The organism is Streptomyces dryopteridis (assembly GCF_049606955.1).
Taxonomy (GTDB): domain Bacteria; phylum Actinomycetota; class Actinomycetes; order Streptomycetales; family Streptomycetaceae; genus Streptomyces.
In genome coordinates this window covers 91,298-106,450 of the sequence record NZ_CP187113.1, presented here as the reverse complement: position 1 = coordinate 106,450, position 15,153 = coordinate 91,298, and the positions used below count along the sequence as shown (strand labels likewise).

General features: G+C 77.3%; 12 protein-coding genes. 5 read left to right on the top strand and 7 right to left on the bottom strand.

Annotated elements, in window-relative coordinates; genetic code table 11:
* Positions 1 to 117 precede the first annotated feature (117 nt).
* The 3 genes from ACN20G_RS00455 to ACN20G_RS00445 form a co-directional block, all read right to left on the bottom strand.
* Positions 118 to 798, bottom strand: a complete 681-nt coding sequence (locus tag ACN20G_RS00455; RefSeq protein ID WP_424210672.1) for a response regulator — start codon at positions 796 to 798, stop codon at positions 118 to 120.
* A 95-nt stretch (positions 799 to 893) separates the two neighbouring features.
* Positions 894 to 2,330: a sensor histidine kinase gene (locus tag ACN20G_RS00450; RefSeq protein ID WP_424210671.1), complete on the bottom strand. Its 1,437-nt coding sequence runs from the start codon at positions 2,328 to 2,330 to the stop codon at positions 894 to 896.
* A gap of 81 nt (positions 2,331 to 2,411) precedes the next feature.
* A complete protein-coding gene (locus ACN20G_RS00445) occupies positions 2,412 to 3,536 on the bottom strand; it encodes an aminoglycoside phosphotransferase family protein (RefSeq protein ID WP_424210670.1) in 1,125 nt (374 codons plus the stop codon).
* Between the two features lie 351 nt (positions 3,537 to 3,887).
* On the opposite strand from ACN20G_RS00445, the gene ACN20G_RS00440 reads away from it, so the two are divergent.
* From ACN20G_RS00440 to ACN20G_RS00430, 3 genes are all read left to right on the top strand, one after another.
* Complete coding sequence (locus ACN20G_RS00440; protein ID WP_424210669.1) at positions 3,888 to 4,820, top strand: sensor histidine kinase; 933 nt, start codon at positions 3,888 to 3,890, stop codon at positions 4,818 to 4,820.
* A 30-nt stretch (positions 4,821 to 4,850) separates the two neighbouring features.
* Positions 4,851 to 5,552: a response regulator transcription factor gene (locus tag ACN20G_RS00435; RefSeq protein ID WP_424210668.1), complete on the top strand. Its 702-nt coding sequence runs from the start codon at positions 4,851 to 4,853 to the stop codon at positions 5,550 to 5,552.
* A gap of 141 nt (positions 5,553 to 5,693) precedes the next feature.
* On the top strand, positions 5,694 to 6,623 hold the full coding sequence (locus tag ACN20G_RS00430; RefSeq protein ID WP_424210667.1) for a class I SAM-dependent methyltransferase: 930 nt from the start codon (positions 5,694 to 5,696) through the stop codon (positions 6,621 to 6,623).
* Positions 6,624 to 6,648: 25 nt separating this feature from the next.
* Here the strand turns inward: ACN20G_RS00430 and ACN20G_RS00425 are convergent, their stop codons facing one another.
* Positions 6,649 to 8,184, bottom strand: a complete 1,536-nt coding sequence (locus ACN20G_RS00425) for an IucA/IucC family protein (RefSeq protein ID WP_424210666.1) — start codon at positions 8,182 to 8,184, stop codon at positions 6,649 to 6,651.
* A 340-nt stretch (positions 8,185 to 8,524) separates the two neighbouring features.
* Between ACN20G_RS00425 and ACN20G_RS00420 the strand changes: the two genes are divergently transcribed.
* Complete coding sequence (locus ACN20G_RS00420; RefSeq protein ID WP_424210665.1) at positions 8,525 to 10,237, top strand: IucA/IucC family protein; 1,713 nt, start codon at positions 8,525 to 8,527, stop codon at positions 10,235 to 10,237.
* A 54-nt stretch (positions 10,238 to 10,291) separates the two neighbouring features.
* Here the strand turns inward: ACN20G_RS00420 and ACN20G_RS00415 are convergent, their stop codons facing one another.
* A complete protein-coding gene (locus ACN20G_RS00415; protein ID WP_424210664.1) occupies positions 10,292 to 10,774 on the bottom strand; it encodes a MarR family winged helix-turn-helix transcriptional regulator in 483 nt (160 codons plus the stop codon).
* 110 nt (positions 10,775 to 10,884) lie between these two features.
* Between ACN20G_RS00415 and ACN20G_RS00410 the strand changes: the two genes are divergently transcribed.
* Positions 10,885 to 11,262 (top strand): HGxxPAAW family protein, encoded by a 378-nt coding sequence (locus ACN20G_RS00410; protein ID WP_424210663.1) that lies wholly within the window; start codon positions 10,885 to 10,887, stop codon positions 11,260 to 11,262.
* Positions 11,263 to 11,290: 28 nt separating this feature from the next.
* Here ACN20G_RS00410 and ACN20G_RS00405 read toward each other — a convergent pair whose 3' ends face one another.
* Both ACN20G_RS00405 and ACN20G_RS00400 read right to left on the bottom strand, forming a co-directional pair.
* On the bottom strand, positions 11,291 to 12,880 hold the full coding sequence (locus ACN20G_RS00405; RefSeq protein ID WP_424210662.1) for an FAD-binding oxidoreductase: 1,590 nt from the start codon (positions 12,878 to 12,880) through the stop codon (positions 11,291 to 11,293).
* Between the two features lie 167 nt (positions 12,881 to 13,047).
* A complete protein-coding gene (locus ACN20G_RS00400; protein ID WP_424210661.1) occupies positions 13,048 to 14,667 on the bottom strand; it encodes a DEAD/DEAH box helicase in 1,620 nt (539 codons plus the stop codon).
* Between the last annotated feature and the right edge of the window lie 486 nt (positions 14,668 to 15,153).

The window sequence follows — 15,153 nt, the reverse complement described above, 5'->3', positions numbered from 1 at the left end:
CTGGGAACAGGGAGGAAGGTAGGAGCCGGCCCGCGCCCGGGGCGTCGCACCGAGGGGCCAAGCCCGCCGTCATACCCCGGTATCACCGGGCGGAGGACGGGAGCCGGCCGCCGGGGCTCAGCCGCCGTCGCCGGGGCGGACCACCCCGGCCTCGTAGGCGAAGATCACCGCCTGGGCCCGGTCCCGCAGGTCCAACTTGGCCAGCACCCGCCCGATGTGAGTCTTGACCGTCTGCTCCGCCACCACCAGGTGCTCGGCGATCTCCCGGTTCGACAGCCCGCGCGCGATCAGCTCCAGCACCTCCGTCTCACGCGGGGTCAGCCCGTTCAGCCGCAGCTTCGGATCGCGTCGGGGCGCGGGCCGCGAGCCCACGAAATCGGCGATCAGACGCCGGGTCACCGACGGCGCCAACAGCGCCTCCCCGCCGGCCACCACCCGCACGGCGGCGATCAGGTCGGCCGGCGGGGCGTCCTTCAGCAGGAACCCCGAGGCGCCCGCCCGCAGCGCCTCGTACACGTAGTCGTCCACGTCGAAGGTGGTCAGCATGAGCACCTTCGGCACCCGCACCACCCCCGGCGGCGGGGACAGGATCTCCCGCGCCGCCGCCAGCCCGTCCAACTCCGGCATCCGCACGTCCATCAGCACCACGTCCGGATGCGTGGACCGCGCCACCTCCACCCCGGCCCGACCGTCCGGGGCCTCACCGACCACGTCGATGTCGGCCTGCGCCGACAACAGGGCGGCGAAACCCGCCCGCACCATGGCCTGGTCGTCGACGATGATCACGCGGATGCTCACTCGGGGAAACCCTCCGGGTCCGGGGCACCCGCTCCGATCACGGGGGCCGCAACGCCGGACCCCGACGGACCCGGCCGCGTCCCCGCGACTCTCGGCTACCCGCCCGTGCCGCCCGTCAACGGCAGCCGGGCGGCGACCCGGAAACCACCGTCGGGGAGCGGCCCGGTGTCCAGGGTCCCGCCGGTCAACCGTACGCGCTCGCGCATCCCCACCAGCCCGTGCCCCGTCCCCGAGGCCGCCTCCACCGGCCGCCCCGGCCCCTCCTCCGGCGCCTCGTTGACCACCAGCACCAGCAGCGCCTCCCCGGACAGGCCCGAGGCCGCCTCCCGCGACACCGACACCCGGGTGTGCGCGCCCGGCGCGTGCCGCACCACGTTCGCCAGCGCCTCCTGCACGATCCGGTACGCCGACAGGTCCACCGCCGACGGCACCGGCGCCGCGCCCGCCGGCGGATCCGTGACCGTCGCGCCGAGCGACAGGTCCACCGGCAGGCCCGAGCGCACCGTGGCCTCCACCAACCGGCGCACCTGACCCACCCCGGGCTGCGGAGCCAACTCCCCGCCCGAGCCGTCCGCGCCCCGCAGCACCGCCAACAGCCGCCGCATCTCGGTCAGGGACTCCCGGGCGCTCGCCGCGATCGTCGCGAACTCCTCCCGCACCTCCGGCGGCATCCCCGCCACCCGGTACGGGGCCGAGTCGGCCTGCACCGTGATCACCGACATGTGGTGCGCCACCACGTCGTGCAGCTCCCGCGCGATCCGCGTCCGCTCCTCCAACAAGGTGCGCCGCGCCCGCTCCGCCTCGCTGATCCGCTCCTGCTCGGCCACCTTCCACCGCGCGTTCCCCAACCCGCGCAAGGTCCCCGTCAGCGCGAGGACCACCCCGGCGAGCACGGTCAGCAGGGCGTGCGTGTTCGTGCCGGCGGCCGGGGTCAGAAAGCCCAGGGGCACCCCCACGAGGGCCGTGATCACCCACACGGTCACCAGGATCCGGGGCGCGGCGCGCAGCCCGAGGTACACCAGCAGCGCGAGGTAGCCGATGATCGTCGGCGCCGGCCACGGCCAGGGGTGCGCGAACACCTGCCCGGCGTTCAGCAGCACCAACGCCCCCACCACGTCGGCCACCAGCATGATCAGCCACGCCTGCACCGGACGGGTCACCGCCAGCAGCAGGGGCATCGTCTGCGCCACCCCCAGCGCCCCGCCCCAGCCGCCACCGGCGTGGTACTCGTTGGAGAAGTGCACGATGGACGCGGGCATCAGCGGGGCGATGAACGCGCACGCGACCAGGTACGGCAGGGCCCGCTGCCACCAGGTCGGTGCGTCCGCCAGCAGGGCCCGCCCCGCCCCCGGCGGGGTCCGCAGGGCCTCGCCCAGCTCCCGCCAGGCGTCCCGGGGCACCGGCACCACGGCCCCCGCCACCCGCCCCGACCACCGGGCCCACGGCCACTCGTGCGGCAGGCGCGGGCGCAGGCGTCGCAGACGGGCGCCCTCGGCGCCGGGGGACTCTTCGGAGGCAGGTCTGTCGTCCATGATCGGATCAGCCTAGGGCGCGGCCCCGCGCCGGGGCGTCACCCCCAGGTGCCGGCCCCGCCCTCGTACCCCGGTAGGGGGTCACACGTCCCCGGGCCCCCGCTCCGGCACCCGCAACCCGGCCAACCGCGGAAAACGCGCCACCAGCGCGGCACGGGTCGCGCCCGCCGACTCGTGGAACGCGGCGAACTCCGGCCGCCGGCGGGTCAGCTCGGCCACCACCCCCAAGCGGTGCGCGAGCCGTTCCCGCGCCGTCAGCGTCCCCCACCGCCAATCCCGCCGCAGCGCCCGCTCCAGCCGGTCCACCCCCGTCCGCCGCGCCCTCGGCACGAGCGCGTCCCCGCCCAGCACCCACCCCACGCACGCGTCCACCAACCCGGCCGGCGGCGCCGGGCCCACCCCCGAGGCGGGGCCCGACGGCCACCCCGGCACCTCCACACCGGTCCGCGCCCGCCACTCCTCCCGGTACGCGGCCTCGGACCGCTCCACCACCTCCGGCGCGATCCGGGTCACGCACCAACAGCTCGGGAACCCGATCCGCAGGTACGCCAACTCCCGCAGCCCGTCCCCGACCAGGGCCTGCTCCAGGTCCACGAACCGGACCCCGGAGGCGGTCCGCAGATCGTTGCCCGGGCACGGATCCCCGTGCAACAGGGCCCGCCCCTCCCGCGCCGCCGTACCCAACCGGTCCAGCAGCGCCGCCAACTCCTCCGACACCCCCCGGGGCACCCGCACCCCCAGCCGGTCGGCCAGTTCGATCAGCGCGGCCGCGTCCGCCGGCGTCGGCGGCGCGGCGCGGGGCACCGCCGCGAGCCCGCCCCCGCCCCCGAACCGCACCCCGGTCGCGTGCAAGCGGGCCAGCGCCCGCGCCCACCCCACCGACCACCCGTCGGCCACGGGCCCCGAATCCACCCACTCCAGCACCATCACCCGACGGTCCCCGTCCGCGGCCACCACCGCCGGCACCACCTCCCCGCCGACCGGCCCCGCGGCCCAGGCGGCCCGCAAGGCGGCCACCTCCCGCCCGAACCGCTCCCCGGCGTCCGCCCCGCCGACGCTCCGCTTCACGGCGAAGACCCGCCCCCCGGCCGCCTCGACCCGCCACACCCGGGACCGGGGACTGCTCCCCACCGCCGAGACCCCCGCGGGCTTCCCGAACTCCTCGACCAATTCCGGGCCCCAGGGCGCCCGTTCGCTCGTCCGCATCGCCCCATCCAAGCACCCGCTGACCGCACAGGCCCCGATTTTCCGGGCCGATCCGAGCCGCGGCGGGGGTCCCGGGCACGCGGGGTGGTCCCGCCCGTTCCGTCACGTCCCCCGTGGACGAGAACGGGCGGAAGCTCCACCCCCCGGTCGCACGCCGAAGGCGCGACGGCCCCCGTGCCCGTCGAGGTCCCGGACCGTGCGACCCGAACGACGCTACGCGCCCGTCCCGCACCCGAACACCCACCAGTGCGGGCATTGGCCCACCACCCCGGGGGTGACCCGCCCCACCCCCGGGTGGAGGTGCGCGCCCGCCCCTGCGCGGGGCGCCCCCGCGCGCTCTACGCTCGCACGATGCCCGTACCCCGGATCCGCAGCGCCGCCCCGCGCACCCTGGCCCGCGCCGCCCGCGCCGTCGCCGCCCGTGTGCTGCCGCGCGCCGCCGCCGGCGCCGATCCGGGGAACGCGGAGCGCCCCCGCCCCTCGATCCCCGGGGCCGAGCCGGCCGCGCCCGGGCCCGATGCCGGGGTCCGGCTCGACATCGCCGCCGAACTGCACGACGTGATCACCCACCACCTCACCGCCCTCGCGGTGCAGGCCGGGCTGGCCCGCTACGTCCTCGACTCCGACCCCGCGACCTCCCGCGCCTCCCTCGACGCCGTCACCGCGAGCGCCGAGGAGGCGCTGGCCGAACTCCGCCGGATGGCCCGCGTCCTGGCGCCCCCGGCACCGGTCGCCGTGCCCGTCCCGCCCGGCCCCCTCGACGGACCTCCCGTCCCCGGGCCCCCGGGGCACGGCCGCTACGGGCTCGGCCCGTGGGCCCCCGCCCCCGGCGTCGCGCGCCTGCCCGAGCTGCTGCGCCGGCTCGCCCCCCGGACCTCGCCGCCCGTCGCCTATCGGGTCACCGGCGTCCCCTACCCCCTTCCCGCCGGCCTCGACCTGTGCGTGTACCGCACCGTCCACCAGGCCCTGACCGAACTCCGCGTGGGCTGCGACCCCACCCGCCCCCGGAGCGAGGTGCACCTCGCCTACCACGACGAGGGGATCACCCTCGTCGTCTCCGCCCCACCCGCCGCGGACCGTCGGGATCCGGCCACTTGCAGCCCCGGAGCGCAGCGCGCCTTGATCGGGATGCGGGCACGCGCCACCATCTACGACGGGACGCTCACGGTGGAACCCGAGGGCCCGCCCGAGGCAGCCGGAGCACCGGAGATCCACCGGATCGGACTGACCCTGCCCGTCCCCGGCCCCCACCCGGCCGGTCCGCGCACCCCGCCGGCCCCCTGAACCGACCACCCCCCTCGGAAGGACCCTCGGATGCCGTCCGTCCTGGTCGTGGACGACCAACGGCTCACCCGCACCGGCATCGCCGCGATCCTGCGGGCCGCCCCCGGGATCGACGTGGTGGGCGAGGCCGACGACGGCGAACGCGCCGTCGCCATGGCCGTCGAACTGCGCCCCGACGTCGTCCTCATGGACATCCGGATGCCGGGCGTCGGCGGGATCGAGGCGACCCGCCGGATCCTGGCCGCCGCCGTGTGGCCCGCCCCGAGGATCCTCGTGCTCACCACCTTCGACGAGGACGCCCACGTCCGGGACGCCCTGCGGGCCGGCGCGGTCGGCTTCCTCCTGAAGACCACGCCGCCCGAACGCCTGGTGGCCGCCGTGCACACCGTGCACGCGGGGGAGATGCTGTTCAGCTCCAACGTGCTGCGCGCCCTCGTGGACGGCGCCCCCGACCCCGCCCGGCCCCCGACGCCGGCCGCCGCCGCGGTCCGCACGGCGGGAGCGCCGGTCCAGGGCCCCGACCTCGACGTCCTCACCCCCCGCGAACGCGAGGTGCTCGCCCTGGTGGGCGCGGGCCTGACCAACACCCAGATCGCCGACCGCCTCGTGCTGAGCGTCGCCACCGTCAAGAGCTACGTGCACCAGTGCATGAGCAAACTCGACCTCGCGACCCGCGCGCAGGCCGTGGTCCTCGCCCACCGCGCCGGCCTCGCCGGTCCCCACCTCGGCTGAGCCCGCGCCCCCGCCCCCTCGCACTCCCCGCACCCCCGCGCCGCCGCCCCGTCGACGCCCGTTCGCCGGACCGTCACCCGTCGCCCCTAGGGTCGCCCGGGCCACACGCCCCGCGTCGCCCACCCCGAGGATGACCGCTCCATGACCGCACAGCCCGTCGAAGAGACCCGCCTGCCCGAACCCGCGAACCTGGACGAGGTCAAGGGCTGGTTCTGGCCCGCCGACCAGATCCTCTTCGACTGGTTCCTGACCCGCCAGAACGCCGACCCGCGCGCCACCGGCGACCTCCTCGAACTCGGCGCCTACCTCGGCAAGAGCGCCATCTTCCTCGGCCGATACCTCAAGGAGGGCGAGGAGTTCACCGTCTGCGACCTCTTCGACTCGCCCGCCGAGGACGAGGAGAACGACGACGAGATGCGCCGCTCCTACGCCACCCTCACCCGCCGGGCCTTCGAGGCGAACTACCTGTCGTTCCACGAGCGGCTGCCCACGGTGGTGCAGGCCGTGACCTCCGTGGTCCCGGACCGGGTCCGGGCGAACTCCTGCCGGTTCGTGCACGTGGACGCCTCCCACCTGTACGCGCACGTCCACGAGGACCTGGAGAACTCCCGGACCGTCGCGGCCCCCGGCGCCGTTGTCGTCTTCGACGACTTCCGGGCCGAACACTGCCCCGGGGTCGCGGCCGCGGTCTGGGGCGCCGTCGACGCCCGCCGCCTGCACGTCCTGTGCATCACCCGGCACAAGATGTACGCGACCTGGGACGACCCGGAACCGCTGCGCACCGAACTCGCCGCGTTCCTGAGCGGACGCGCCGACCTGTGGCACGGCGTCGAGGAGGTGGCGGGCGCCCCGCTGATCCGCGTCACCGGACAGAAGGCCGTCCCGCCCGCCCACCCCACCTCCCGGCACACCCGCCCCGAGCCCCCCGCGCCGGTCCGCCCCGAGCCGCCGAAGCGACCGGCGCCCCCCTCCGCGCGCGCCGCCCTGGCCCGACGGCTCGCCAAGGACGTCCTGCCCCCGGCCCTGACCCGCGCCCTGCGCCGGGCCCGCAGCGCCCAAGGCCGCCCCTGAACCGCCCCGGGCGCCCCCGGGCCGCTCAGTGGCGGCCCGGGGCCGCCGGGTTCGCCACCGTGGTCCAGTGGTCGCCCGGGGTCGGGGACAGACGCATCAGGGTGAGGGCCTTGGTGGGCAGCGGCTCGGTCAGGGCCGCCGTCAGGGCGGGAGTGCGGGGGAGCCGGTCGGCGGCCGTCCCCAGCGCCTCCGCCAGAGCCCGCCGCGAGCCCAGCGTCGCGCCCAGCGACCCGACCAGCAGGGAACCGAGGGCCTTGCGGCGCAGCGCCCCGGGTTCGTCGTTCAACAGCCTGCCGGTCAGGGCCGGGGGCGCGATCCCGTGCTCGGCCAGGCGCGCGGGACTGATCCGGATGTCCGCCAGGTCCCGGTAGACCAGCCGCCGGGGCGCCCCGTCCGGGCCGAGGACGACCAAGAGGTTCTGACCGTGCCCCTCCAGGGCCACGCCCAGGTCGAGCATCCCCACGCCCACCCGCAACACCAGCTCCGCGAACGCCGCCGCCCACCCCGGATCCCCCGTGGGCGCCGCGAGCGGCAGCGCCGCCACCGGGACCACCCGCTCCCCGGCCGCGCGGTCCGCGTACCCGTCGGGGGACTCCCGGAGCACCGCCGACAGGTCCGCGCCCCGGTCACAGGCCGCGCCCAGCGTGCGCGTGACGTGCAGCAGCCCGTCGAAGCGCCGCGCCAGGTCGGTGACGAACTCCGAGACCGTCAGCGCCGTCTCCACGGAATAGGCCGAGATGTCCCGCACGGAGGAGGTCAGCCGGGCGCTGAGCGCCGTCTTCACGTGCGCCGCCGTGTCCGGCCCGCCGCCCGGCGGGTCCGCCACGGGGGCCAGGGTGCGCAGGGCCAGCAGCGGAGCCGCGTCCACCTCGCCCCGGGACCGCGCCCGCGTCAGCACGTGCTCGGCCTGCCACGGGTGCACGGGCAGCAGCAGCTCCCGCCCCTCCCGCCACTCCCGCGGCCACACCCCGCTCACCAGGGCGCGCCGCTCGTCGAGGCCGACGAGCCGCAGGGTCACCGTCGGCCGGTGCTCGGGCGCGTACGCGAGTTGCTCGGCCACCGTGAACCCCGGCCGGGAGCGGCAGTTCGGGTGGTAGGGGTGACCGTCGGTGAGGCGGCGCTCCCACGCCCCGCTGCCGTCCGTCGGCTCCGGGCGCAGTTCGGCGGCCCGCGCCCCGCCCGCCCGGGACAGGGCCAGCGAGGCCGTGCTGTGGTCCAGCTCGGCCGCGAACCCCGGCCCGCCCGGCAGCCCCAGGGCCCGCACCAGCTCGCCCGCCCGGGTGTGGACCCGGGCCCGACCGCTCGCGTCCTCGTGCCGGATCCCCGGGACCTCGGCGCCGCCCGCGAACGGGTCCACCGCCGGTCCGACCAGCCGTCCGCCGTCCGCGAGGACCAGCCGCAGCGTGCCGTCCGCGCCGTGCTCCCGCCGCAGGACGCAGTCCAGCGGATCGCACGCCAGCCCGCGCCACAACCGGCCCAGCACCCCGGCCCGCGCCCCCGGCAGGGCTGCCCGGTAACCGGCCGTCAGCTCCGGGGCCGCGTCGGCCAGCTCCGCGCCCACCGCCTCCTCCGCCGCGCCCGCGACCCCCGCGTCCCCGTCATGCGTGGCGGCGGTCCCGGCCGGGAAGGGTGAGTCCCGGGACCCGGCCGGACCCGGCGCGGCGGAGCGGGGGGAGGGAGTGCCGCAGGAGGAACGATCGGTGGGCGTCGGACGGTTCAGGACTCTGCTCCTCGGCGAGACGCGACGGGGCGGACGCCACCGGCGCCGGCCCACTCCCGAAGGACCCCGGGAACGCGGGCGTGCGGATCAAGGAATGTCCACGCTACGCGATCGTCGGGGGATACTGGGCATCACTGTCGGTAGCGCACCCCGCTCAGCTTCCGCGCGCCGCCTGGACCGAATGGAATCCGTGGACCTCACCGCCTCCCGGCGCAGCGACGACACCGGCGACCGGCACGCGTCCGGCCCCGCCCGCCCCCGCGCGCCCCGCCCGTCGACCCCCGCCGCCGCGGACGCCCCGCCCCCGGCCGCCGACCTCGCCGCCCGCGCGGACGCGCTCGCGGCCGTGCCGCTGCTGAACTGCCTCGCCCAGGAACTCGGCGATCCGGTGCCCGATCCGCCGGCCGGGCACCGGGAGTTCCGCCTGCGCGGCACGGGGGCCCGGCTGCGGGTCCGGGCCGGTCGTCGCCCGGCCGCCCCCGAACTGGTCACCCCCGCCGGTCCCCGCGCGCTCGACCACGGCGATCTGGTGGCCGTGGCCACCCGTGAGCTCGCGGCGCACACCGGCGTCGACAACGACGAACTGCCGGCCGAGATCGCCGACAGCCGCGAGGTGGTCGCCGAGGTGCTGCGGGCCCGCGCCCGCACCGCCGCCCCCGCCGACCCCTACCTCCGCTCCGAGCAGGCCCTCGTCATGGGGCACCCGTACCACCCCGCGCCCAAGACCCGGGGCGGCGGACCGGCCGCGCGCTGGCTGCCGTACGCGCCGGAGGCGCACGCCGCCTTCCCCCTGCACGTGCTGGCCGTCCGCGCCGACGAGGTCACGGGGGAGGGCGGGGCCCCGGCCGAGGCCGCGCTCGTGGAGCTCGTGGACCGACTCGACGGGCCCACCCGGGTGCCGGACGGGTACGCGCTGCTGCCCGCGCACCCCTGGCAGCTCGCGCTCGTGGCCGACCGGCCCGAACTCGCCGGGGCCTTCGCCGACGGACGCCTCATACGCCTCGGCGTCACCTCCCGCCCCGCCCACCCCACGGCCTCGCTGCGCACCCTCTACGTGCCGGGCCCCGACGCCGGACGCGATCCGGCGCTGCGCACGGGCGACGCGTTCGTGAAGTTCAGCCTGGACGTGCGGATCACCAACGACATCCGACGCCTGTGGCGCCACGACCTGGCCGGCCTGCGGGCCACCGACGCCGCCGTCGTGGCCGCCTTCGAGGAGCTGCGGGAGCACACGGGGAGCCCGGCCTGCTGGCTCAGCGACCTCGGCTACCGCACCGCCCGGTTCGCCTTCGAGGAACTGGCCGTGCTGGTCCGCTCCGGGCTCGGGGGCCACCTGCTGCCGGGGGCCACCCCGCTGCTGGCCGCCGCGCTGGCCGAGGGCCACGAGGGCGGCCCGATCGCCGCGCTGGCCCGGCCGGGGGCCGACCCGCTCGCGTGGTGGCGCGCCTACCTGCGGCAGGTGGTGCCGCCGTTGCTGGAGGTCTTCGACCGGCACGGGCTGGTGCTGGAGGCGCACCTGCAGAACACCTTGATCGCCGTGGACGCCGAGGGGACCCCGGTGCAGGCCCTGTTCCGGGACGCGGAGGGGGTCAAGCGGCTGCCGGAGACGGGCCGGGAGGCCGGCTGGGAACGGCTCGTGTACTGCCTGGTCGTCAACCACCTGAGCGAGATCGCGGGCGCGGTGGCGGAGGTCCGGCCCGAGGTCGCCGGCGAGCTGTGGCCGCTGGCGCGCGAGGAGCTGACGGCCTGTGACGCGCGCCGGCCGATGCCCGAGATCAAGGAGCTGCTGACGGCGCGCACCCTGCCGGGCAAGACGAACCTGCTGCTGCGCTGGACGCGCGCCGACGGCGCCGCCTCCCGCTACCTGCCGCTGCCCAACCCGCTCGCCGGCTGACCCGGGCGCGGCGCCGGCCCTGCCCCGGCGCGCGCCCCGGTCACCCCGCGGGGCTCAGCCCAGGCGGCCCTCCCGCAGGTCGGCGCAGTGCTCGCGGACCTCGTCGGCGGCCTGCGCGAACCAGTCCGCGATCACGGCCACCTCCTCGTCGGAGAAGCGGGCGAAGACCCCGGCCAGGCGGGCGTACATCGGCTCGTACACCGCGATCACCCGCGCCGTCGCGCCGGGATCGGGCACCACCCGCACCCGCCGTCGGTCCTCGGGGTCCGGTTCGCGGTGCGCGTACCCGGCCCGTTCCAGTCGGTTCAGGACCCCCGTGATGGCCCCGGTGGTGAGCTGCATGAGTTCCGCGAGTTCGCCGGCGCCCAAGGGACGGTCCCCGGCGCCGAGGACGTGCCCGAGGCAGGTCAGGTCGGTGACGTTCAGCCCGAGGTGTTGGGCGACCTCCTGCTGCCCCAGGATGCCCAGGGCCATGTAGGTGTCCATGCGGGAAATCGCCTCCCCGGCCGTCGCCGGGGGGCGGGTCTTGCCCTGCACGCGGATACTCCTTAGCATCTAAGTTACTTAGCTCGTGAGATGAATCGCCTTCGTTTCGAGCTTAGTGCTCCCTGCCCACCCGCACCCATCCCCGAAAGCGGACCCCCGTCATGAGCGCACACGGTGACGTCGACCTCGGCCACACCCTCGCCGGCTGGACCGGCACCTGCGTCGTCCTCCTCGGCACCGCCGCGGCCGGCGCCGGTCTCGCCCTCGCCCACGGCCCCACCCTCGTGGCGGGCCTCGCCCTCGTGCTCCTCGCCGCCCCCGTCACCTGGGCGCTCCACCTCGCCGGCTGGGGCAAGCCCGCCGGACCCCGCCCCGCCGACCAGTGGCCCTGGCGGATCCGCGACACCAGAGCCCGCACCGGTCACGCCGACTGCCTCGGCTGCCGGCTCGCCGGCCGCGCACCCGCCCGCCGCGCCGTCGCCGAGCCCGCCGACCGGCCGGCCGGACAGCCCGCCGGCCGCCCGGCGGGCGCCTCCTGAAACCGTCCCGCCCGCCCGCCCCGCCCACTCAGATCGCCTGCGGGAACCGGAACAACCGCTCCGGATCCCACCGCCCCCGCACCTCCTCCAGACGCCCGAGGTTCGCCCCGTGGCACGCCCGCCGCCAGTCCGTCAACGCCGGGTCCACGTAGTTCTGGTACGCCGCCCCGCTCGCCCACGGCCGCACGTCCCGCCACAACCCGTCGAGCCACTCCCGGTGCCGGCGCGGCACCCCCGTCCCCTCGTCGCCCCCGGCCGGCCAGTAGCTCAGGTACTGCGCCAGGAACGCGTGCGAACGGTGCACGAACGCCGTCGCCCCCGGCGCCGTCCGGTTCAGCGCCCCACCGCACACCCCGTCGAACTGCACCACCCCGAAACACCCCGCCGGCACCGCCCCCCGGTACCGGGCCAGGGCCGCGAGGACGGCGTCCACCGCCCCCGGCGTCAGCGCCCCGGCGTCCCAGAAGTCCGAGCGCGCCGCGTACGAGTCCCGGCCCAGCCGCCCCCGGGGGTCGTGCCCGGGCAACCGTCCCGGCAGCCGGCACTGCTCCGGCGTCAGATCCCCGCAACCCCCCATCACGCGCGTCAACTCCCCGTACTCCCGCTCCACCGCCCACCGGTCCCGCTCCCCGCGCCCGACGGCCGCCACCAACCGGTCCACCTGCCGGTCCGCCTCCGCCCGGCCCTCCAGCGACACCACCCGCACCGAGGGCGCCCCCGGCGCCCCGGCCGGATCGTCCGAGGACACCGTGAACTCCACCTGGCTCCAGACCGGATCCGGCAGCGCCGCCAGCCACCGCTGCCACCCCGCCAGCAGGGCCGGGGTGTCCGCCGCCGCCCAGTGCGCCTCCACCATCCCGGTCCGCCCGACCGGGTGCGCGCCCAGCGTGAACTCCGTGACGATCCCGAAATTGCCGCCACCGGCCCCGCGCAGGGCCCAGAACAGATCCGGATCGCGCTGCGCCGACACCGTGCGCACCACCCCGTCGGCCGCCACCACCTCGATCGCCGTCACCGCGTCGCTCGTCGCCCCGTGGGCCCGCGAGGACAGGCCCAGACCGCCGCCGAGCGCCAGTCCGGCGATCCCCACGCTCGGACACAGCCCCGTCGGCACCCCCACCCCGCGCGCCGCGAGCAGCCGGTTGACCTCGCCCAGCCGGGCCCCCGCGCCGATCCGCGCGCTCGCCCGCGCACCGGCCCCGGACACCTCGATTCGGGCCAGCGCGCCCGTGTCCACGACCAGACCTGGCCCGGTGGACCAGCCCGCGTACCCGTGCCCGCCCGAACGCGCCGTGATCGGCACCCCGGACCGGCGGGCGAAGGCGATCGTCGTGGCCACGTCGGCGGCGTGCGCCGGATAGGCCACGGCGGCCGGCGAGACCCGGTCGAACCGGGGCTGGAAGAGCCGGCGCGCCTCCTCGTGGTCGGGATCCCCCGGCCGGATCACCCGCCCGTCCAGGTCCCGGGCCAACGCGGCCCAGTCGGGCCCCCGGCGCGGACTGCGGCGCGGCGCGGGCGTCGGGGGAGTCGTGGGGGAGGGGGCCGTGGCGGTGTGGGCGCCGAACGCGGCGGCGGCCAGGGCGGCGGCCCGGAACAGGGCCCGACGGGGCAGGGTCATGCGGCCATGGTCGGCCCCGCCCCGGGCGCGCCCCCGACAGGCCGGGCCGACTCCGCCCGATCGGCCGAGCGCCGCCGGAGCGCCCCCGACACCGGCGCGCGCCGCCCCGGTGTGTCGGGACGGCGCGCGCGGGCGTCGTCAGGCGCGAGGGGGATTCCCCCGCGTCGTCAGCGGTTGTTCTTGCGGACCTCGGCCGCCTTGCGGGCCTCGGCCAGCATCTTCGCCTCCGCCGTGTTGCGTGCCCCGCCGGCCTTCGCGGCGCCCCGCCGGCCGCCCTGGCCCTTGCCGGCCTTGGCCGCCTCGCCGGTCCGCTTGCCGATGCCCCGGAACCCCAGGGACGAGCCCTTCTCCGCGGCTCGACCGCCGTCCCGACCCCGCGCCGGGGCCTCGTCGGCCTTGCCGGGCGCCCGGCCGCCGGCCGCCGCGCCCTTCGGGTCCGGCACCGGACGGGCCCCGGTGATCCGGGCGACGTCCTTGCCGCCGAGGCGCGCGTTGGTGACCTTCACCCCGGCGCCCACCCCGGCCTTCTTCAACATCTCGGAGACCTCGCGCCGCTGCGCCGCCGTCACCAGGGTCACGACCAGACCCGCGCCGCCGGCCCGACCGGTGCGCCCGGCCCGGTGCAGGTAGTCCTTCGGGTCGCTCGGCGGGTCCACGTTCACGACCAGCTCCAGGTCCTCCACGTGCAGACCGCGCGCCGCCACGTCGGTGGCCACCAGCACGTCGAGCTCCCGGTCCCGGAACCGCTCCAGGGTGTGGGTGCGCTGCGGCTGCGACTTGCCGCTGTGCAGCGCCGCCGCGTTCAGCCCGCTCGCCTTGAGCTGACGGGTGAACCGGTCCACGCCCAGCCGCGAGCCGAGGAACATGAGGGTCCGGCCCTGACGGGCCGCGATCTCCCCGGCCACGAGGAACTTCTCGCCCGCGTCCACCGCGAACAGGTGGTGCGCGGAGTCCGTGGCCTCGCCGGCCAGGGTCGGGTCCACGGCCACCGTCACCGGCTCGCTGAGGTGACGGGACACCAGCTCGGCGACGTCCGCGTCGAGGGTGGCCGAGAACAGCATCCGGCGCCCGCGCGTCGGCACCTGCTCCAGCAGCGCCGAGACCTGCGGCAGGAAGCCCATGTCGGCCATCCGGTCGGCCTCGTCGAGGACGGTGACCCTGACCCGCTCCAGCGAGCAGTTCTTGCCCGTCAGCTCCGTCAACCGGCCCGGCGTGGCCACGAGCACCTCGACACCGGCCCGCAGCGCCGCGACCTGCTTGTTGATCGGCAGCCCGCCGACCGCCGCCGCCATCCGCAGCCCGAGCGCCTTCGCGAACGGCTCCAGCGCCTCCGCCACCTGCTGCGCCAGCTCGCGCGTCGGCACCAGCACCAGGCCCGTCGGCGAACTCGGACCCGCCTTCTGGCCCGCGAGGCGGGTCAGCAGCGGCAGGCCGAAGGCGAGGGTCTTGCCGGAACCGGTCCGGGCCCGCCCCAGCACGTCCCGGTCGGCCAGGGCCACGGGGATCGCCGCGGCCTGGATCGGGAAGGGCGCGACGATGCCCTGGGCGGTCAGCGTCTCCAGCACGGCGGCCGGCAGCCCGAGGTCCGCGAACGAGCCGACGGGGCCCTCGACGGAGACCGTCACGGCGTCCGTCACCACCTCCTCGCGCGCGGCATCGGTGCCGGTCACGGCCTCGGCGGTGGGGTCGACGGAGTCACCGGCGAGACCGCCGGAGGGGTCGGCACCGGCCTCGACGGACGCGGCGGACGCGCGGGGCTGCTGGCCCTCGCGGGGGGCTCGGCTCATACGGGAACCTTCCTCGGCAGGGCATGTGAACTGCGATTTTATCACCGGCCCGGGACCGCGCCGGGCCGCTCGCCCGCACCCCGCCCCCACCGGGCCCCCGGCCGTGCGCCGCCCCGGTGAAGCCCGCCCGCGCGCACGGGGGCGTGCGCGAGCGGATGGGGGCGCACGCTGCGGCGGACGCTCCCATCCGCCCGATCGTCTCCCGCAACGGGCCCCCAACCGGCCCCCGACTGGGCTGGGATGGATCCCCTGGGCTCGCGCGGTCCGGGGCCCGCCACGCCGCCAGGTGACACGAGTCGACGTCGGGCCGGCGACCGCCGCGCGCCCCGACCACAAGGAGACCTGACGTGGAACTCCCCCTCGCGACCTCCGGCGCCCGCCGCCCCTCCCCCCGGAGCGGCCGGACCGATCCCGGCCGCGGACACGCGACCACCACCCCACCGGGTCCCCGCCCCCACCCCGCGCACCCACCACACGCCCGCCCCA

Coding starts and splice junctions, on each gene's coding strand:
- ACN20G_RS00450 (WP_424210671.1), bottom strand. CDS start 2,330: ATGGACGACAGACCTGCCTCCGAAGAGTCCCCCGGCGCCGAGGGCGCC.
- ACN20G_RS00445 (WP_424210670.1), bottom strand. CDS start 3,536: ATGCGGACGAGCGAACGGGCGCCCTGGGGCCCGGAATTGGTCGAGGAG.
- ACN20G_RS00440 (WP_424210669.1), top strand. CDS start 3,888: ATGCCCGTACCCCGGATCCGCAGCGCCGCCCCGCGCACCCTGGCCCGC.
- ACN20G_RS00435 (WP_424210668.1), top strand. CDS start 4,851: ATGCCGTCCGTCCTGGTCGTGGACGACCAACGGCTCACCCGCACCGGC.
- ACN20G_RS00430 (WP_424210667.1), top strand. CDS start 5,694: ATGACCGCACAGCCCGTCGAAGAGACCCGCCTGCCCGAACCCGCGAAC.
- ACN20G_RS00420 (WP_424210665.1), top strand. CDS start 8,525: ATGGAATCCGTGGACCTCACCGCCTCCCGGCGCAGCGACGACACCGGC.
- ACN20G_RS00410 (WP_424210663.1), top strand. CDS start 10,885: ATGAGCGCACACGGTGACGTCGACCTCGGCCACACCCTCGCCGGCTGG.
- ACN20G_RS00405 (WP_424210662.1), bottom strand. CDS start 12,880: ATGACCCTGCCCCGTCGGGCCCTGTTCCGGGCCGCCGCCCTGGCCGCC.
- ACN20G_RS00400 (WP_424210661.1), bottom strand. CDS start 14,667: ATGAGCCGAGCCCCCCGCGAGGGCCAGCAGCCCCGCGCGTCCGCCGCG.